Below are 18,845 nucleotides of genomic sequence, written 5' to 3'. Positions count from 1 at the left end.
GCGGTTGTACTTGGGATCAATGGATCACAGAATCTTCTGGCCGGTCTTGGCCCAATCCGACAGGAAGGCCTCGAGCCCCTTGTCAGTCAGCGGATGATCAGCCAGCTTCTTGATCACGGCAGGCGGGGCGGTGATCACGTCGGCGCCGATGCGGGCGCTGTCGGCCACATGGTTCACGCTACGGATCGAGGCGGCGAGGATTTCGGTTTCGAACCCGTAGTTGTCATAGACCTGACGGATGTCTGCGATCAGGTCCATGCCGTCGAGGTTGATGTCGTCCAGACGTCCGATGAAGGGCGAGATGAAGGTCGCGCCCGCCTTGGCCGCCAGAAGCGCCTGGTTGACCGAGAAGCACAGGGTGACGTTGACCATCTGGCCTTCGTCGCTGAGCGTCTTGCAGGTTTTCAGACCGGCCCAGGTCAGCGGCACCTTGACGGCGATGTTCGGTGCGATCTGCGCCAGCTTGCGGCCTTCGGCGATCATGTCCTCGGCTTCGGTGGCGACGACTTCGGCGGAAACCGGGCCATCGACCAGGTCGCAGATTTCCTTGGTCACCTCCAGAATGTCGCGACCCGATTTCAGGATCAGCGAGGGGTTGGTGGTGACACCGTCCACCATGCCCAGGTCGTTCAATTCGGCGATGGCGTCGATTTCGGCTGTGTCTACGAAGAATTTCATCGGGGCAGTCCTTTGATGGGTTGGCCTTGCTCGCGGATGCCTTTACCTCAAAGAGACCCGTGCTGAAACCCCTGCTGAAGAAAGGCGCGCATTGAGCGACCCGGTGCATTTCGACCAAGGTGAGCTGGTGGCGGTTCTGACGACCCAGCCGCTGGACCGGACGTTGGATTACAAGGCGCCCGAGGGGGGGTGTTTCCTGGGGGCCTTCGTTGAGGTGCCGCTGGGCCCGCGCAAGGTTCTGGGTGTGGTCTGGGGCGCGGGGCGCGGAGATTTCGACCGCAGCAAGATCCGTTCGGTCATACGGGTGCTGGACGTGGCGCCCATGCGCGAAGAGATGCGCCTGTTCCTGCAGCGCGCGGCCGATTACACGCTGACGCCGATGCCGGCCATGCTGCGGCTGGCCACCCGCGCGCCCGGTCTGGGCGACCCGCTGTCGATGCGCAAGATCTATCGGCTGGGCAGCGGCATGCCCGACCGCATGACCGATGCCCGGGCCCGGGTGCTGGAGGTGCTGCGTGAGTATGGCGGGCTGGCCTTTACCCTGAAGGAACTGGCCGAGATGGCCGGGGTCACCTCGTCGGTCGTCAAAGGGTTGGTCAAGCAGGGCGCCGTGCGCGAGGAGGACAGCCCGCGCGACCTGCCTTATCCGCATCTGGACCCGGACCGGCCGGGCAAGGCGCTGACCCCAGACCAGACTGCTGCCGCCGACACGTTGCGCGCGGCGCTGCGCAGCGGCGCCTATGGCACCACGCTGCTGAAGGGCGTGACCGGGTCGGGCAAGACCGAGGTTTACCTTGAAGCGGTGGCCGAAGCACTGCGCATGGGCCGGCAGGCGCTGGTGCTACTGCCCGAGATCGCGCTGACCGCCGAGTTTCTGACACGGGTCGAGGAGCGGTTCGGCGCGCGCCCGGCCGAATGGCATTCCGGTGCCACGATGACTGAACGCCGCCGGGTCTGGCGCATGGTCGGGCAGGGCGATGCGCAGATGGTGGTGGGCGCGCGGTCGGCGCTGTTTCTGCCGTTCCGCGATCTGGGCCTGATCGTGGTGGATGAGGAACACGACACCTCGTACAAGCAGGAAGACGGCGTGCATTACAATGCGCGCGACATGGCGGTGCTGCGGGCGGCGATCTGCGGGTCGCGCGTGATCTTGGCCAGTGCCACGCCGTCGCTGGAAAGCTGGGCCAATGCCGAGGCCGGCAAGTACGACCGGCTGGACCTGACCGCGCGCTTTGGGGCGGCGGTGCTGCCGGACATGAAGACCATCGACATGCGTGCCGAGAAGATGCAGCCGGGCACCTGGATTTCCCCCAGTCTGCGCCAAGCGGTGCAGGCGCGGATCGAGAAGGGCGAACAGTCGCTGCTGTTCATCAACCGCCGGGGATATGCGCCGGTGACGCTGTGCCGGGCCTGCGGCGAACAGATCGCCTGCGACCACTGCGATGCGCGCATGGTCGAACACCGGTTCCTCAAACGTCTGATGTGCCACCAGTGCGGCGAGACCAAGCCCATGCCCGAAGCCTGCCCCGCCTGCGGGGTCGAGGGCAAGCTGGCCCCGGTCGGCCCCGGCATCGAACGTCTGGCCGAAGAGGCCGAGGCGACCTTTCCCGACCCCCGCATCGCCATGCTCAGTTCCGACCTGTTCGGCTCGGCCCGGGCGCTGAAGGCCAAGATCGAAGAGATTGCCGAGGGTGACGCAGATATCGTCATCGGCACGCAGCTGGTGGCCAAGGGGCACAATTTCCCGAACCTGACGCTGGTCGGGGTGATCGACTCGGATCTGGGCCTGCACGGGTCCGACCTGCGCGCTGCCGAGCGGACCTTTCAACTGATGCGGCAGGTGGCGGGCCGGGCCGGGCGGGCCGACAAGCCGGGGACGGCGCTGCTGCAGACTTTTCAGCCCGAACACCCGGTGATCCGCGCGATCCTGTCGGGGGATGAGGAAGGGTTCTGGCGTGCCGAGGCCGCCGGGCGTCAGGCGGCCGGGGTGCCGCCTTATGGCCGGATGGCGGGGATCGTGCTGTCCGGCCCCGAGGTCGGGCCCGTCTTTGACATCGGCAACGTATTGGCGCGCAATGACGCGCCGCTGCGGCAGATCGGGGCACAGGTCTTTGGGCCTGCCCCGGCACCGATTGCCCGTATCCGCGGGCGGCACCGGGTAAGGCTGCTGGTCAAGGCGCCCAAGGGGGCACCGATCCAGGACGCCATCGCCCGCTGGATCGCACCTCTGCGCCTGAAGGGCGACATCCGCCTGACCGTCGATATCGACCCGCAGAGCTTCTACTGACTCTGCATCAGCGCAGACCCCATGTGCACGGGGGATTTCCTCTCGCCAGCCGGGCGGATTGGGCGTAGAGAACTCTCATGCTGAAACCGATGCCCCTGTCCCAGGCCCAGAGCCTGCCGTTCTGGCGCCGCCCCGTCACGTTGCTGTTCGTGATGGCGCTGACCATGCCGATCGCCTTCAACGCATGGAGCGCACTGCTGAACAACTTCGTGATCGAAGTCGCGGATTTCGACGGGGCAGACATCGGCCTGCTACACACGGTGCGAGAAATCCCGGGCTTTCTGGCCGTGGGCGTGATCGCGGTGATAATTTTCGTGCGCGAGCAGGTGCTGGCCATGATTTCGCTGATGCTGCTGGGCGTCGCCACGGCGGTGACGGCCTGGTTTCCCAGCCTCGGCGGGCTGCTGTTCGTGACCCTGTTCAGCTCGATCGGGTTTCATTACTACGAAACGGTGAATCAGTCGCTTCAGCTGCAATGGCTGCCCAAGGACCGCGCCCCGCAGGTGCTGGGCTGGCTGGTGGCGATGGGGTCGGCCTCGACGCTGGTAGTCTATGGGCTGATCGTGCTGACGTGGGATCGGTTCGATCTGTCCTACAACACGGTCTTCATGGCGGCTGGTGGGCTGACCGCGGTACTCGCACTGTTCTGCCTGATCGCCTATCCGCAATTCGATGCGCCGACACCGCAGACCAAGAAGATCGTGCTGCGCCGCCGCTACTGGCTGTATTACGCGCTGCAGTTCATGGCGGGCGCGCGGCGGCAGATCTTTGTCGTGTTCGCCGGGTTCATGATGGTCGAGCGCTTCGGCTTCGAAGTGCATCACTTGACCAGCCTGTACCTCATCAACCTGATAATCAACATGGCCGCCGCCCCTTTGCTGGGCAAGGCCGTCGCGGTGTTTGGCGAGCGGCGTACTCTGATCTTCGAGTATCTGGGCCTTGCCATCGTATTTGCGGCGTATGGCGGCATCTACTGGTTTGGCTGGGGCGTGCTGCTGGCGGCCATTCTCTACGTCATCGACCACGTGCTGTTCGCGCTGGCTCTGGCGCTCAAGACCTATTTCCAGAAAATCGCCGATCCGGCCGATATTGCCCCCACCGCGGCAGTGGCCTTTACCATCAACCACATCGCGGCGGTGTTTCTGCCGGCGCTTCTGGGGCTGCTGTGGGTCGTGTCGCCGGGGACGGTGTTCGGCCTGGCGGCGGGTATGGCGCTGATCTCTCTGGCGCTGTCGCTTCTGATCCCGCGCCACCCCGAACCGGGGAACGAGACCATCTTTTCGAAATACGCGCCCGCACCGGCCGAATGACACGCGCGACGCTTGACCTCGGCGGCTGACGGCCCTAGGCGCAAAGGCGGTTTCTGCAGGAGGTTCCCATGCCCACATTCACCGCCCTGACCACCCTGAAAGGCAAAGCCGCGGCCGACAGCCTGGGCGAAGCGATGGAGCGTCTGGAGCCCGAACCCACCGGCGTGGGTGTCTTCGAGGTCGAGGACGGCTCGGGCCTGTGGGAGGTCGGCGGCTATTTCACCGAAAGCCCCGACGAGGCCGCCCTGGCCCTGCTGGCGGCGGCCTTCGAGGCCAAGCCCTTCGTGGTGTCGGAGTTGCCGGAAACCGATTGGGTTGCCCATGTCCGGCGCGAGCTGGCTCCGGTCGAGGCCGGGCGGTTTTTCGTCTATGGCAGCCACGATGCCGACAAGCTGCCCGAGGGGCGTATTCCGCTGCTGATCGAGGCGGCGATGGCCTTTGGCACTGGGCACCACGGAACGACGCTGGGGTGTCTGCGGGCGCTGGACAAGCTGATTGAGACTGGGTTCGAGGCCAGCAAGGTCGCCGATATCGGCTGCGGTACGGCGGTGTTGGCGATGGCGGCGGCGCGGGTCTGGGACGGTGACATTCTGGCCAGCGACATTGATCAGGTCGCCGTCGACGTAGCCGAGGCCAACCTGAAGGCCAACGGCATGGCCGGGGCCGTCCGTTGTGTCGAGGCTGCCGGATTTGACCATCCTGACCTCCAGGCGGCGGCGCCTTACGATCTGATTTTCGCCAACATTCTGAAGGGACCGTTGGTGGCCCTTGCCCCGGAAATCGCGCAGAATCTGCGCGGAGGCGGACATGCGATCCTGTCGGGAATCCTCAACGAGCAGGCCGACGAAGTGGAATCAGTTTATTCACGAAACGGGTTCAATACGATGGATCGGTCAATGATTGGTGAATGGACGACGCTAGTCTTAACCAAACAGGGCGCAAATTAGACCATTTGCAGGAGTTTTGTGGATTTTTGCCACGGTTTTGACGCATTCTCTTTCTACCGTCATCCAATGAATTTGGGGGGCGGTTTTTGGAGGCTGCCATGACAGGAAAACAACTTGAATTCGATCAGCGCGTTCATCGGCTGACAAAGAAACACAACAAGATGAGCCGTGGCTATCGCGCGACCATGCGCAAAGATGGTCTGGTCGTCATGAAACCCCAGCGGGTACGCTCGGCGGTTCCGGCCAAGGTTCTGTTGCTGTGCCTGTGCGGATTTTTTGCTTTCAAAGCGTTCCTGCTGTCCAATCTCGGTCCGACCGGATACCAATATCGGGTGGATGCCCTGAACGAAGGGACATCGGTTGAACAGGCGGGCGCGTGGATCATGCAGATCGATCCATTGTCGCAGGCCCTTTCGACACAGCTGAACAAGATTCTCTACTGAACTCTCTCTCCTAAAGAGCCTTCAAAAGACAAAAACACCGCGTACCTTTCGGTCCGCGGTGTTTCTGTGCTGCCCCGAGGGAGGATAGGGGCGAGAGTGGGTGGTTTCAGTACAGACGGCGGCGGCCCGCAGCGACTTCGTCGATGTCACCGCGGCACAGGCCGATATCTTCCAGTTCACGGTTGCTCAGACCGTTCAATGCGTTGCGCGTCACGCGTGCGTCGTTCCAGGCGACAACGGCGTTCACGACGGATGCCAGAAAGGCGCCGATACGGCCGACAAGGCCAAACGAGCCAATCGAGGCGCGGGTTGTGTCAATTGCAGCCATATCCTGCTTCCTTCTGTTCAGTGTTGACGTTTGAATGTCGAATTCTCGGGCCAGTTAGTGATGTCGGATTGACCTTGCAAGTGCTGAAACTGCATGTGTCCTATGCAGTTTTTGCAATGCTTCGAAAATGATGAAAGTCCCTTAAATTATTGGTGAAAACTGCTTTGGGAATGTGTCGGTTTCAGACTTTCTAGGGTCGCAATGCGTCCGAGTTGTCGCGGACGGAACAGGCGTGTCGCATTTGGGTGCCGGATCAATTTTCTTGGAAAATGTTCACGCTTCGTGCTAATCGAGAGAAAAGACAATGAAAACCCGAGCAGGCCGAGGCACAACATGCGAATTCTGGGCATTGATCCGGGGCTGCGAACCCTGGGGTGGGGCGTCATCGAATCACATGGCAGCCGACTGAGCCATGTTGCCAACGGCCTGTGCAAATCCGACGGGGATGATCTGGGCGAGCGGCTTTTGTCGCTGCACAACCAGATCGTCGAGGTGATCGCCGAACATCAGCCCGACCAGGCAGCCATCGAACAGACCTTTGTCAACAAGGACGGCGCCGGGACGCTGAAGCTGGGTCAGGCGCGCGGAGTGGCGTTGCTGACCTTGGCGCAGGCTGGGTTGCCGGTGGGCGAATACGCGCCCAACCGGGTCAAGAAAACCGTGGTGGGCGTGGGGCACGCCGAGAAGGAACAGATTCTGCACATGGTCAAACTTCAACTGCCGGGATGCCAGCCCAAGGGGGCCGACGCCGCGGATGCGCTGGCGATCGCGATCTGTCATGCGTTCTACGGTGCGACACCGCAGGCGCGCATCAAGCAGGTGGCCACATGATCGGCAAACTGACCGGACGCATCGACTACCGCGCGGCGGATCACCTTCTGATCGACGTGCGCGGGGTCGGCTACATCGTCTATTGCTCGGACCGCACCATGGCGGCCCTGCCTGGGGTGGGCGAGGCGGTCTCGCTGTACACCGATCTGGTGGTGCGCGAGGACCTGATGCAGCTTTATGGCTTTCTGTCTTTGGTCGAGAAAGAGTGGCATCGGCTGCTCTGCTCGGTTCAAGGGGTAGGGGCCAAGGTGTCTCTGGCCATACTGGGCGCGCTGGGGCCGGACGGGGTCAGCCGGGCCATCGCGCTGGGCGATTGGGGCGCGGTAAAGGCGGCCAAAGGCGTCGGGCCCAAGACCGCGCAGCGCATCGTGCTGGACCTGAAAGACAAGGCGCCCGGCGTCATGGCGATGGGCGGCTCGGTGACCGAGGCGATGGACGGCCCCGTGGCCGAGGTGGATGAACCCGCAGACCCGGCGCCGGCCCCGGTGCGGGGCCCGAAACCCGGCGCGGGTGCGGCATCGGCGGGTGCTTTGTCGGCGCTGACAAACCTGGGCTATGGCCCGTCCGAGGCCGCATCGGCCGTGGCCGAGGCCGCCGCCAACCTGCCCGATGCCGGCGAGGCCGAATTGATCCGCGCGGCGTTGAAACTGCTGGCTCCGAAAGGCTGAATGAATGGTTGATGCCGACCCGACCCTGCGCCCGCAGCCTCTGCCCGAGGACAACGACCGCGCCTTGCGCCCGCAGGGGCTGGACGAATTCATCGGCCAGGCCGAGGCGCGGGCCAATCTGCGCATCTTCATCCAGTCGGCCCGCCAGCGGAACGAGGCGATGGACCACACGCTGTTCCACGGCCCTCCGGGCTTGGGCAAGACGACGCTGGCGCAGATCATGGCGCGCGAGCTTGGGGTGAACTTCCGCATGACCTCGGGGCCGGTTCTGGCCAAGGCCGGGGATCTCGCGGCGATCCTGACCAACCTTGAAGAGCGCGACGTGCTGTTCATCGACGAGATTCACCGCCTGAATCCGGCAGTCGAAGAGGTGCTGTATCCGGCGATGGAGGATTTCGAGCTGGATCTGGTGATCGGCGAGGGCCCCGCGGCCCGTACCGTGCGGATCGAACTGCAGCCCTTTACCCTGGTCGGGGCGACCACACGGATGGGCCTGCTGACCACCCCGCTGCGCGACCGGTTCGGCATTCCCACCCGGCTGCAATTCTACACCGTGGACGAACTGCATGAGATCGTCACCCGCAACGCCCGCAAGCTGGGCGCGCCGGCCGATGACGACGGTGCGCGCGAGATCGCGCGCCGGTCGCGGGGCACTCCCCGTATCGCCGGGCGGCTGCTGCGGCGGGTCGTGGATTTCGCCATCGTCGAGGGCGACGGCCGCATCACGCGCGAATTGGCCGATGGCGCGCTGACGCGGTTGGGCGTCGATAATCTGGGCTTGGACGGCGCCGACCGCCGCTATCTGAAACTGATCGCCGAAAATTATGGCGGTGGCCCGGTAGGGATCGAGACCTTGTCGGCCGCCTTGTCCGAGAGCCGCGACTCGCTGGAGGAAGTGATCGAGCCCTATCTGCTGCAACAGGGCCTGATCCAACGCACGCCGCGCGGCCGGATGCTGGCGCAGAAGGCCTGGACGCATTTGGGCATGGCCGCGCCCAAGGGACAGAGCGACCTGTTTGGCTGACGACTGTAGATCAGCCTTTACGCTCGCGGATTTTCACCAGCATCTCGTACTCGGGTTCGAAATGAGGACGGAATGCGGCCAATTCTTCCGCAGACAGCTTTTTGCGTGACAACGACCTGTTTTCGTGGCGCATAGGCAAGTCCACCGAGAACAACGCCTGGGCGCTTTCAAGCAAATTGCCGAGTTCGTGAAAGAAACCGACTTGATCTAGAGAGGACACAGCCTCGACAGCCTCGTCCACGTCGAAGTTTTCGCTGAACATAAGAAGCTGACGCAGCAGGTGATCGCGGTCAGCGGATGCGATGAAATCGGCAAAGTCGCCCTTCGCCCAATCGCCTTCGGATGCCAGGCAGGGGTGATCGACGCCGTTTTCAATATACCCTTTCAGCATCAAAAAGTGGCTGTAGGCCCGCTCGACCGGATCGCGGAACACAGTAAATGTGCAGGTCTTGGCAGGCACCTTTAGTGAATGGAACGGCGAATGTGAAAACGCGTAGGCAAAGCTGCCCGCCTTTATCAGCCGCTCGTTCCAGCCGACCGCAGGTCCGATCTCGCCGGCAATTCGGTGTTTGGGGGCGCCCGCAAGAGCTTTCACTGTCACACGCTTGCCGGCGAACGCCGACAGGAACGCCGCATTCACCGAAGAGCCGGCTGTTTTTCTGATGTGATAATGGTAGACGCGGTCAAATTCAGGAGTTAGCCGTCCTTTGTGCTGTGGCGGATTTCTTCTGATCCAGGAAAGCATTGGGTCGATGTTTCGTCCTTGTCAGAGATGGCCGAGACCGTCTGTTCTGGTAGTGTCGGTAACGCCTGGCAACATGGCGTTTGTCGTGGGCATATCTTTGTTTGCGACAGTAAACAACGGCCCCGAGACTGAAAAAAGAGGGAATTGCCAATGACGCCTGAGGGTGTTGCCGAGTTGTTTTGCCGCGCGGACGGGAACTATCTTTTCGCACGTTGGGGACGGCCCATCGTGCCGATCGTATTTGGTGTGGAAGACAAGACGCTAGCAACGGTCAAAGGCGCGTTCGAGGCGGTCGTGGCACTGGCCGGCCATAAGATGGCCGAGACCGACCCCGAGTTGGGCGCCAACTGCATGGTGTTCTTTTTTCGCGATTGGGCCGAGCTGCTTGAAGTGCCTGACCTTGACCGGCTGATCCCGGACCTCGCGCCACTGGTCGAGCGGCTCGATGCTGGCGGAGCCAACCAGTATCGAGCCTTCAGGTTCGATCCGGACGGCGCGATCCGTGCTGCGTTTGTCTTTGTGAGGATGGACAGTGAGCTGTCGAAAGTTTCGGCCGAAACGCTGGCGTTGTCGCAGGTCGTTCAGACCATTCTTTTGTGGTCGGATACAGCCTTCCGAGAGCGCTCGCCCCTGGCCGTGGCGGGAGACACGACGATCCTGCGGCCCGACATTGCCGCGCTGATCCGTGCAGCCTATGATCCGGTTTTGCCGGCGGTGGCGCGGGACCCGTCCCATGCGCTGCGGCTGTTCGCACGCATGGAGCCGACGCAATGAAGCATGTCTTTCCCGTCCGGGTCTATTACGAGGACACCGACATGGGGGGCGTGGTCTATCACGCCAACTATTTGCGCTATATCGAGCGCGCCCGGTCGGATTGGGTGCGCAACCTGGGCAATGACCAGAACGCAATGCGCGAGGCTGGTATCATCTGGGTCGTGCGAAGGGTCGAGGCCGACTATCTGGCGTCTGCGCGGTTCGACGACGAGTTGCTGGTCGAAACCGAGGTCGTCGCGATTTCCGGCGTGCGACTGACCATGGCTCAACTCATCCGGCGCGGCGAGACCGAAGTCTTCCGCGCGACCGTGACGGCCGTTTGCGTCAATCAGGATGGCCGGCCGATCCGGCTCCCGGCAGAGATTCGCGCATTGCTGTAACAATTTGCTCAGCCCCTGTGGTTCTGTTGGCAATTTGCCCCTAACTACGCTAGCGTTTGGCAAAACAAGGCCAATCAACGGCTGTCAGGCAAAACAAAGAGCAGGTTCATGGAAGCTGAAACGCTGGCGCTGGCGCAGGAGATCGATTTCTCCATGTGGGGGCTGTTCGCCCGTGCGACATTCATCGTGAAAGTGGTGATGCTGATCCTTGTGGTCGCATCCTTCTGGTCATGGTCGATCATCATTCAAAAGCTCATCACCTATCGCAGCGCGCGACGCGAAGCGCAGGTGTTCGACGAGGCGTTCTGGTCGGGCAACCCGCTGGACGAGTTGTTTGAACAGATCGGAACGCAGCCGGATGGCAGTTCCGAAAAGATCTTCGCAGCCGGCATGATCGAGTGGCGCCGCTCGCACCGCGCCGACGGTGGACTCATAGCCGGCGCACAGGCCCGGATCGATCGTTCGATGGATGTGGCCATCGCAAAAGAGGCCGAAGGCTTGCAAAAAGGGCTTTCGATCCTTGCGACCGTGGGTTCGACCGCGCCGTTCATCGGCCTGTTCGGTACGGTTTGGGGCATCATGAACGCCTTCATCGAAATCGCCGAACAGCAGAACACAAACCTGGCCGTCGTGGCGCCGGGCATCGCCGAAGCTTTGCTGGCGACCGGGCTTGGCCTGCTGGCCGCAATTCCGGCCGTGATCTTCTACAACAAACTTAGCGCGGACAGCGATCACATCGTTGGCGGATACGAGGCTTTTGCCGACGAATTCGCAACCATTCTGTCCCGCCAGTTGGACAGCTGACATGGGTGCGGCGATCCAGCAATCGTCTGGCGGCAACGGACGACGCCGAGGGCGGCGGCGCGGGCGTGCGCAGCCGATGGGTGAAATCAACGTCACACCCTTTGTCGACGTGATGCTGGTGCTGCTGATCATCTTCATGGTCGCGGCTCCGCTGATGACCGTGGGGGTCGAGGTTGATCTGCCCAAAACTGCCGCCAGCGCTCTGCCCGGCGACAACGAGGAACCGCTGACCGTCACGCTGACAGCCGAAGGGCGGGTTCAGATACAGACCACCGAGGTGTCCCGCGACGAGTTGATCGGTAAGCTGCGCGCCATTGCTGCCGAGCGCAGCAGCGACCGCGTCTACCTGCGGGCCGATGGCGCCATTCCTTATGCGCAGGTCATGCAGGTCATGGGTGCGTTGAATGCCGGCGGGTTTTCGAATGTGGGCCTTGTCACCGATACTGGCGGGCCGGCGCTGGACGCGGGCGGAGAGTGAGGCTGCGCGGTGGATACCGGCACCAAGATTTCGGCGATTGCCCATGTGACATTGATCGGATGGGCCCTGTTCGGCGGCACGTTCCGATCCGAGCCGCTGCCTTTTGCAGTGCAGGAGGTGTCGGTGGTTTCGGCTGAGCAATTCGCTGCCCTGACGGCGCAAAGCGATGCGCCCGAAGTTCCGACGCCCCCCAACGCATTGGAAGACCCGATCGTGCAACCCCCGGCACCCGAAGTGCCGGAGCCGTCGGTCGAAGAACAGCCGCGCCCCGAGCCGGTCACGCCACCTGAACCGGAGCCCGAGCCGCAACCCGAGGCAGTTGAGACTCCACCCGAACCCGACGTGATCGAGCAGCCTCCGGTACTGGATGAACCGGAACCCGAGGTTGCGGTTTTGCCGGCGCTGCCCGAGTCCCAGCCCCGCCCGGCGGACAAGGTGGCCCCCGAACCCATCGCTCCGCCGCCACTGGATGCAAAGCCGGACGATATCGAAACACCGGCGGTTTCGCTGGATGAAGGGGCTGAGATCCAGCAGGAGCAGCAAGACCAGACCGCGCCCGAGGAAGCCACGGACCAGATCGTGACCGAGGCGGAAGAGGCCAAGGACCTGTCGCCACAAAGCTCGCCGCGTCCCCGGGTTCGGCCCAATCGGCCCAAGCCCGCGGAAACCGAACAGACCGCGACCGCCGAGCCTGTCGAACAGGCTGCGGAACCCGACGAGGCCGCGATCAATGACGCGCTGGCCGAGGCCTTGGGCGGGGCGTCCGAGCCGTCCGGTCCGCCTCTCACCGGCGGTGAAAAGGATGCGATGCGTCTGGCTGTTTCGCGGTGCTGGAACGTGGGCTCGTTGTCGACCGATGCGCTCAAGACCGTTGTGGTGGTCGGTTTCTCGCTGAACCGCGACGGCTCGATCGTTCCCGGCAGCCTGCAGCTTCTGGACAGCTCCGGTGGCTCGGACGGGGCCGCAAAACAGGCATACGAGGCCGCCCGGCGTGCGATTTTGCGCTGTGGAGCAAAAGGATATGACCTTCCTGCTGACAAATACGAGCATTGGAAGGATATTGAGATCACCTTCAATCCCGAGAGGATGCGGATCAAATGATGAAACTTCTGACCAGCCTCTTCGTTGGCCTGACCCTTCTGTCGGCCCCCGTGTCTGCGCAAACCGGCCCACTTCGGCTGGAATTGGATGAAGGCATCATCGAACCTTTGCCATTTGCGGTGCCCAGCTTTGTACCGGACAGTCCGGCGGCCAGCCAGTTTGCGGCCGACATCAGCCGCGTCATCGCCGAGGACCTCACCGGAACCGGCCTGTTCCGTGAGATTTCGCCGGATGCATTCATCAGCCGTGTCAGCAGTTTCGAAGCGCCGGTCCAATTTGCGGATTGGAAGGCGATCAATGCCGATGCGCTGGTCACCGGCGCGGTGAATGTCTCGGGCAATACCCTGTCCGTCCGGTTCCGGGTCTGGGATGTATTCTCGGGTCAGGAATTGGGCAACGGCCTGCAATTTGCTGGTACAACCGAGGGCTGGCGCCGAATGGCGCACAAGGTGGCTGATCAGGTCTACAGCCGCATCACCGGTGAAGGAGGCTATTTCGACAGCCGAGTGGCTTTTGTCTCGGAAACCGGCCCAAAGGATCAGCGCCGCAAGCGGCTGGCCATCATGGATTATGACGGGGCGAATGTTCAGTACCTGACCGACAGTGCCGCGATCGTTCTGGCCCCGCGCTTTTCGCCAACGGGCGACCGGTTGCTCTACACTAGCTATGAAAGCGGCCGTCCGCGGATCTACGTTCTGGATGTTGGCCGGGTCAAGCGGCAGGAATTGCAGACTCAGGAAGGTACGATGAGTTTCTCGCCGCGCTTTTCGCCTGATGGACGCTCGATCGTCTACTCGCTGACGCAGGGCGGCAATACGGATCTGTGGAAAATGGATCTGGCATCCGGGCAAAGCGTGCGCCTGACCAATACGCCCGCAATTGAAACCGCGCCCAGCTATTCGCCTGACGGATCGCGGATCGTCTTCGAGAGCGACCGGTCAGGCAGCCCTCAGTTGTATATCATGCCGGCAAATGGCGGTGAGGCGACCCGCATCAGCTTTGGCCAAGGGCGCTATGGGACGCCCGTCTGGTCACCACGCGGAGATCTGGTGGCCTTTACCAAGCAGAACAAGGGCCGGTTCCATATCGGCGTGATGCGACTGGACGGTAGCGAGGAGCGGCTGTTGACCGCCTCGTTCCTGGACGAGGGGCCCACATGGTCGCCCAATGGCCGGGTCATAATGTTTGCGCGGGAAACCCAGGGCGCCAGCGGGCGTTCGACCCTGTACTCGGTCGACATTTCGGGCCGAAACCTGCGCCCCGTACGCACCCCGGACGGTGGCAGTGACCCGTCCTGGGGGCCACTGTTGAATTAAGAGACCGCCGGTCGCGCCGAAGTTCACAAGGCAGGCTGGCTGTGATAGACAGACGTCAATAAACAAACGGGACAAGAGGCAACAGAAATGAACGTATTGAGCAAGTTTGCGGCTCTGGGCGCGCTGGCGCTGGTGGCCGCATGTACCAACAACGATCCCTCGGCTTTGGGCGGTGGCGCCGGCGGCAACGGCGCAATCGTCCCGGGTTCTCCCAGCGACCCACGTTCGCCCGCCTATTTCCAGCAGGCGATCGGTGACCGGGTCCTGTTTGCCGTGGATCAGTCCACGCTCTCGCCCGAGGCGCAGACGATCCTTCAGGGGCAGGCCCAGTGGCTGTTGGCCAATACCGACTACGTCGCCACGATCGAAGGTCACGCGGATGAACAGGGCACGCGGGAATACAACCTTGCGCTGGGCGCCCGTCGGGCAAATGCGGCGCGTGAATACCTGATTTCCCGCGGTGTGGCCGGAAACCGTCTGCAGACGATCAGCTATGGCAAGGAGCGCCCGATCGAAATCTGCAGCACTGAGGAATGCTATTCCAAGAACCGCCGCGCGGTCACCGTGCTGACCGGTTCCACAACGGGGTAACAGGATGAGAATTGCGGGATTGGTTCTGGCGGCGGCTTTGACCCTTGCCAGCGGCGCGCAAGCGCAGGATCAGCAGACTCTGGCCGATATTCGCCAGGAGCTGACGGTGCTGCATGTCGAAATCCAACGGCTCAAGCGCGAGTTTTCCACGACAGGCTCGCCCGCGCCGAACCTGTCCGGCAGTTCGATTCTGGAACGCGTTGACGCCATTGAGGCCGAGTTGCAGAGGCTGACTCGGCAGACCGAGCAACTGAATCAGCGTGTTCAGAATGTCGTGACGGACGGAACCAACCGGATCGGAGATCTGGAATTCCGTCTCTGCGAACTGGAACCCGGTTGCGAGTTCACGGGCGAAGACACACCGACATTGGGTGGAGATAGCGACACAGCGGCCATCACCGCTCCGGTGACGACGCCCGGCGAGGCCGCCGGCGGCGACCAGGTCGAACTGGCCGTAGGTGAACAAGCCGATTTTGATGCCGCGTCGCAAGCCCTTGCGGACGGAGATTTCCAGACGGCGGCCGATCTTTTTGCGAAATTTGACAGCGCGTATCCCGGCAGCCCGCTGGCCCCCGAAGCCAACCTGAGGCGAGGACAGGCCCTGGAAGGGCTGGGTGATACCCGCGAAGCGGCCCGGGCCTTCCTTGCCAGCTTTACCGGCGATTCCGAAGGGCCGGTGGCCCCCGAGGCGTTGTACGAACTTGGGGCAGCATTGGGTCGGTTGGGCCAGGTTGAGCAGGCTTGTATCACGCTTGGAGAAGTCGGCGTCCGGTTCCCGTCGTCGGCCTTTGTGGCCACGGCAACCGAGGAAATGGCGTCGCTGAGCTGTTCTTGAACTCACCAGCCGACATCCTTCCGGAGCGCGTCAGGGCGCTGTTGCCCGAAACGCTTCCGTCGCGACTGGGCGTGGCCGTGTCCGGTGGAAGCGACTCGCTTGCATTGCTGCATCTTTTGGTCCGGATCGCCCGGGATGAAGATGTTCGGCTGTTTGCGGCCACTGTCGATCACGGCCTGAGGCCGGATGCGGCCGCCGAGGCCGCCAGTGTTTCCGAGACATGTGCACATTTGGGCGTGTCCCATGTCACTCTGAAATGGACGGGATGGGACCGGTCGGGAAACCTGCAGGATCAGGCTCGGCAGGCGCGCTACGGTTTGCTGCGGGACTGGGCGGTGTCGCAGGACATTCCTGCGGTCGCTCTGGGCCATACCGCAGATGATCAGGCGGAAACCGTGTTGATGCGTCTAGGGCGCGCCGCTGGCGTGCGCGGATTGTCGGCCATGTCTTTCGCGCGCGAACTGGAGGGTGTCACGCTTTGGCGACCTTTGCTGGGCGAAATGCGCACCGCCTTGCGGGACTACCTACAGGCTGAGGGGGTGCGATGGATCGAAGACCCTTCGAATCAGGACTTGCGCTTTGACCGGATCAAGGCCCGCGAGGCGTTGGGCCATCTGTCCGGCTTGGGGATCACGGCTGAACGTTTGTCCCGCGTTGCCGCGAACCTCGGGCGTGCGAACCGGGCGCTTGAGCATTTTGCGCAGGAATCCGCCCGCCGTGTTGCGAAAGAGAAAGCCTGTGCGGTGCGTGTGGATCGCGCCGGTTTTGGCGCGCTGCCTGAAGAAATACAGCGCCGGCTTGTTGTCGGGATCCTCCAGCGGATCACGGGTCCGGGGTACCCGCCGCGGCAAAGCAAAGTCGAGCAGGTCGTACAGGCCGTTATTGCGGGACGTTCGTCGACGCTGAGCGGTTGTCAAATCCTGACGGACGGGAATAGTTCGTGGTTTTGCAGAGAGCTGACCGCCGTTTCGGCATGCGTGGCCCGACCGGCCGAACTCTGGGATGGGCGTTGGATCGCGACAGGGCCGGACACGCCCGGAGCACAGATCCGTGCGCTTGGCGAGACCGGGTTGCCACAAGTACCCGACTGGCGCGCGACAGGGGTGCCGCGCATGGTGCTGATGGCCACGCCCGCCGTTTGGCTGGGCGACCAAATCGTGTCCGCGCCATTTGCCGGTTTTTTGAACGGATGGACGTTTGAAATGGACCCGAAATTCCCCGAGCTTTCGGCTTCTTTTTTATCGCATTGAACCTGCTTCAATCATCTCTATTTTAAGAGGCAACCCGGCAGCGCCTCATCTGCCGATGTCTTTTGGGAGAATTTTCTTGGGCAACGCTCGCAATATAGCCTTCTGGGTCGTTCTCTTCCTGTTGATCCTTGCACTGTTCAATCTGTTCAGCGGACCGGGAGGAACCCTCCAGAGCAATGAAAAAACCTATTCGGATTTCGTAAGCGCCGTCGAAGCAGGCGACGTAAAAGGCGTGACGCTGGATGGTGAGCAGATCCGTTACACAACCAGTTCCGGCGGGAATTTCGTCACGATCAAGCCCGGTGATGCCGAAGTCACCAAGCTGCTGATCGAGAAAGACATCCCCGTGCGGGCGGAAAAGCAACAGCAATCGGGTTTCCAGTCTTTCCTGATCACGCTGCTGCCGTTCCTGCTGCTGATCGGTGTCTGGGTCTATTTCATGAACCGGATGCAGGGCGGTGGCAAAGGCGGTGCCATGGGCTTTGGCAAGTCCAAGGCCAAGATGCTGACCGAAAAGCACGGCCGCGTGACCTTTGACGACGTGGCGGGCATCGACGAGGCCAAGGAAGAGTTGGAAGAGATCGTCGAATTCCTGCGCAACCCGCAGAAATTCTCGCGCCTTGGCGGCAAGATCCCGAAAGGTGCGCTGCTGGTTGGCCCTCCGGGCACCGGCAAGACGCTGCTGGCCCGTGCGATTGCAGGCGAGGCCGGCGTTCCGTTCTTCACCATTTCCGGTTCGGACTTCGTGGAAATGTTCGTGGGTGTGGGCGCGTCCCGCGTGCGCGACATGTTCGAACAGGCCAAGAAGAACGCGCCCTGCATCGTGTTCATCGACGAGATCGACGCCGTTGGCCGCCATCGTGGTGCCGGATATGGCGGGGGCAACGACGAACGCGAACAGACCCTGAACCAGCTTCTGGTCGAGATGGACGGGTTCGAGGCAAACGAGGGCGTCATCATCCTGGCTGCAACCAACCGCAAGGACGTGCTCGACCCGGCGCTGCTGCGCCCGGGCCGCTTTGACCGTCAGGTGACCGTCGGCAACCCGGACATCAAAGGTCGCGAAAAGATTCTTGGCGTTCACGCCCGCAAGACGCCTTTGGGTCCGGATGTCGATCTGCGCATCATCGCGCGCGGCACACCCGGCTTCTCGGGGGCTGACCTTGCCAACCTTGTTAACGAAGCCGCGCTGATGGCCGCACGTGTCGGTCGGCGCTTTGTCACCATGGAAGACTTCGAGAACGCCAAGGACAAGGTGATGATGGGGGCCGAGCGCCGCTCGATGGTGCTGACCCAGGACCAGAAGGAAAAGACCGCCTATCACGAGGCCGGCCATGCCGTGGTCGGCATGACCCTGCCGTTGTGCGATCCGGTCTACAAGGCCACGATCATCCCGCGCGGCGGCGCGCTGGGCATGGTGGTAAGCCTGCCTGAAATGGACCAGCTGAACTATCACAGGGACGAATGTGAGCAGAAGCTGGCCATGACCATGGCGGGCAAGGCGGCCGAGGTCATCAAATACGGTGAAGACCACGTCTCGAACGGCCCGGCCGGCGACATCATGCAGGCCAGCCAATTGGCGCGGGCCATGGTGATGCGTTGGGGCATGTCCGACAAGGTCGGCAACATCGACTATGCCGAGGCGCATGAAGGCTATCAGGGCAACACGGCCGGGTTCTCGGTTTCGGCCCATACCAAGGAACTGATCGAGGAAGAGGTCAAACGGCTGATCCAGCAGGGATATGACCGCGCCCATCAGATCCTGACCGAACACAAGGAAGAATGGGAGCGTCTGGCTCAGGGTCTGCTTGAATACGAAACTCTGACGGGTGACGAAATCAAGCGCGTCATGAATGGCGAACCGCCGAATGAGAGTGACGACGAAAGCGACAAGTCCGATCACGGCAATGCCGCGAGCGTGACGGCGATTCCCAAGACCAAGGTCAAGAAGACCCCGCCCGAGGGCGGGATGGAGCCTGAACCTTCGGCATGACGCAAGAGACCCGGCCCCAGAGCCGGGTCTTTTCTTTTCGGCCTTTTCATCAGGGCAGCGAG

General features: G+C 62.5%; 20 protein-coding genes. 17 read left to right on the top strand and 3 right to left on the bottom strand.

The window, feature by feature from the left end; translation table 11 throughout:
* Positions 1–24: 24 nt before the first annotated feature.
* Entirely contained in the window at positions 25–678 is a 654-nt protein-coding gene (gene fsa / locus AC2FML_RS06775; RefSeq protein WP_170337507.1) for a fructose-6-phosphate aldolase, read from the bottom strand.
* Positions 679–769: 91 nt separating this feature from the next.
* On the opposite strand from fsa, the gene AC2FML_RS06770 reads away from it, so the two are divergent.
* The 4 genes from AC2FML_RS06770 to AC2FML_RS06755 all read left to right on the top strand — a co-directional run bounded on the left by AC2FML_RS06770 (position 770) and on the right by AC2FML_RS06755 (position 5,665).
* On the top strand, positions 770–2,965 hold the full coding sequence (locus tag AC2FML_RS06770; protein WP_496782480.1) for a primosomal protein N': 2,196 nt from the start codon (positions 770–772) through the stop codon (positions 2,963–2,965).
* A 77-nt stretch (positions 2,966–3,042) separates the two neighbouring features.
* Positions 3,043–4,275 (top strand): MFS transporter, encoded by a 1,233-nt coding sequence (locus AC2FML_RS06765; protein ID WP_480774697.1) that lies wholly within the window; start codon positions 3,043–3,045, stop codon positions 4,273–4,275.
* A gap of 68 nt (positions 4,276–4,343) precedes the next feature.
* Entirely contained in the window at positions 4,344–5,222 is an 879-nt protein-coding gene (locus tag AC2FML_RS06760) for a 50S ribosomal protein L11 methyltransferase (RefSeq protein ID WP_480774698.1), read from the top strand.
* Positions 5,223–5,320: 98 nt separating this feature from the next.
* Entirely contained in the window at positions 5,321–5,665 is a 345-nt protein-coding gene (locus AC2FML_RS06755; RefSeq protein ID WP_093962787.1) for a hypothetical protein, read from the top strand.
* Positions 5,666–5,771: 106 nt separating this feature from the next.
* Here the strand turns inward: AC2FML_RS06755 and AC2FML_RS06750 are convergent, their stop codons facing one another.
* Positions 5,772–5,993, bottom strand: a complete 222-nt coding sequence (locus AC2FML_RS06750; protein ID WP_093962786.1) for a DUF1127 domain-containing protein — start codon at positions 5,991–5,993, stop codon at positions 5,772–5,774.
* Positions 5,994–6,326: 333 nt separating this feature from the next.
* Here AC2FML_RS06750 and ruvC point away from each other — a divergent pair, with 333 nt between their 5' ends.
* Genes ruvC through ruvB form a run of 3 tightly spaced genes read left to right on the top strand, consistent with a single transcriptional unit; the run spans position 6,327 to position 8,516 of the window.
* Positions 6,327–6,824 carry a crossover junction endodeoxyribonuclease RuvC gene (gene ruvC / locus AC2FML_RS06745; protein ID WP_149775764.1) on the top strand — a complete coding sequence of 166 codons (498 nt, stop codon included), beginning with the start codon at positions 6,327–6,329 and terminating at the stop codon, positions 6,822–6,824.
* A complete protein-coding gene (gene ruvA, locus AC2FML_RS06740) occupies positions 6,821–7,492 on the top strand; it encodes a Holliday junction branch migration protein RuvA (protein ID WP_496734389.1) in 672 nt (223 codons plus the stop codon). Before ruvC ends, ruvA begins: the two co-directional genes overlap by 4 nt.
* Positions 7,493–7,496: 4 nt before the next feature.
* On the top strand, positions 7,497–8,516 hold the full coding sequence (ruvB, locus tag AC2FML_RS06735; RefSeq protein WP_149775762.1) for a Holliday junction branch migration DNA helicase RuvB: 1,020 nt from the start codon (positions 7,497–7,499) through the stop codon (positions 8,514–8,516).
* A gap of 10 nt (positions 8,517–8,526) precedes the next feature.
* Here the strand turns inward: ruvB and AC2FML_RS06730 are convergent, their stop codons facing one another.
* Entirely contained in the window at positions 8,527–9,261 is a 735-nt protein-coding gene (locus tag AC2FML_RS06730) for a hypothetical protein (protein ID WP_496782478.1), read from the bottom strand.
* A gap of 150 nt (positions 9,262–9,411) precedes the next feature.
* Here AC2FML_RS06730 and AC2FML_RS06725 point away from each other — a divergent pair, with 150 nt between their 5' ends.
* The 10 genes from AC2FML_RS06725 to ftsH all read left to right on the top strand — a co-directional run bounded on the left by AC2FML_RS06725 (position 9,412) and on the right by ftsH (position 18,783).
* Positions 9,412–10,035 (top strand): hypothetical protein, encoded by a 624-nt coding sequence (locus tag AC2FML_RS06725; protein ID WP_170362909.1) that lies wholly within the window; start codon positions 9,412–9,414, stop codon positions 10,033–10,035.
* On the top strand, positions 10,032–10,415 hold the full coding sequence (ybgC, locus tag AC2FML_RS06720; RefSeq protein ID WP_093962779.1) for a tol-pal system-associated acyl-CoA thioesterase: 384 nt from the start codon (positions 10,032–10,034) through the stop codon (positions 10,413–10,415). Before AC2FML_RS06725 ends, ybgC begins: the two co-directional genes overlap by 4 nt.
* A 108-nt stretch (positions 10,416–10,523) precedes the next feature.
* Positions 10,524–11,219, top strand: coding sequence for a protein TolQ (gene tolQ, locus AC2FML_RS06715; protein ID WP_170337879.1), 696 nt, complete (start codon positions 10,524–10,526; stop codon positions 11,217–11,219).
* A gap of 1 nt (position 11,220) precedes the next feature.
* Positions 11,221–11,697 carry a protein TolR gene (gene tolR / locus AC2FML_RS06710; RefSeq protein ID WP_170337881.1) on the top strand — a complete coding sequence of 159 codons (477 nt, stop codon included), beginning with the start codon at positions 11,221–11,223 and terminating at the stop codon, positions 11,695–11,697.
* 9 nt (positions 11,698–11,706) lie between these two features.
* Positions 11,707–12,798 carry a cell envelope integrity protein TolA gene (gene tolA, locus AC2FML_RS06705; RefSeq protein WP_496782475.1) on the top strand — a complete coding sequence of 364 codons (1,092 nt, stop codon included), beginning with the start codon at positions 11,707–11,709 and terminating at the stop codon, positions 12,796–12,798.
* Positions 12,795–14,114, top strand: coding sequence for a Tol-Pal system beta propeller repeat protein TolB (gene tolB / locus AC2FML_RS06700; RefSeq protein ID WP_093962775.1), 1,320 nt, complete (start codon positions 12,795–12,797; stop codon positions 14,112–14,114). Before tolA ends, tolB begins: the two co-directional genes overlap by 4 nt.
* 87 nt (positions 14,115–14,201) lie before the next feature.
* A complete protein-coding gene (pal, locus tag AC2FML_RS06695; protein WP_093962774.1) occupies positions 14,202–14,705 on the top strand; it encodes a peptidoglycan-associated lipoprotein Pal in 504 nt (167 codons plus the stop codon).
* Between the two features lie 4 nt (positions 14,706–14,709).
* A complete protein-coding gene (gene ybgF / locus AC2FML_RS06690) occupies positions 14,710–15,540 on the top strand; it encodes a tol-pal system protein YbgF (protein WP_496782473.1) in 831 nt (276 codons plus the stop codon).
* The gene (gene tilS / locus AC2FML_RS06685) at positions 15,537–16,790 is read left to right on the top strand and encodes a tRNA lysidine(34) synthetase TilS (protein ID WP_496782471.1); all 1,254 of its coding nucleotides are present in this window, start codon (positions 15,537–15,539) and stop codon (positions 16,788–16,790) included. Before ybgF ends, tilS begins: the two co-directional genes overlap by 4 nt.
* A gap of 76 nt (positions 16,791–16,866) precedes the next feature.
* Positions 16,867–18,783, top strand: coding sequence for an ATP-dependent zinc metalloprotease FtsH (gene ftsH, locus AC2FML_RS06680; RefSeq protein WP_093962771.1), 1,917 nt, complete (start codon positions 16,867–16,869; stop codon positions 18,781–18,783).
* The last annotated feature ends 62 nt before the right edge of the window (positions 18,784–18,845 follow it).

This window comes from Ruegeria sp. BHSC029 (genome assembly GCF_059613085.1).
Note: the sequence above shows the minus strand (reverse complement) of the source record. Positions and strands in the feature narration are given on the sequence as shown.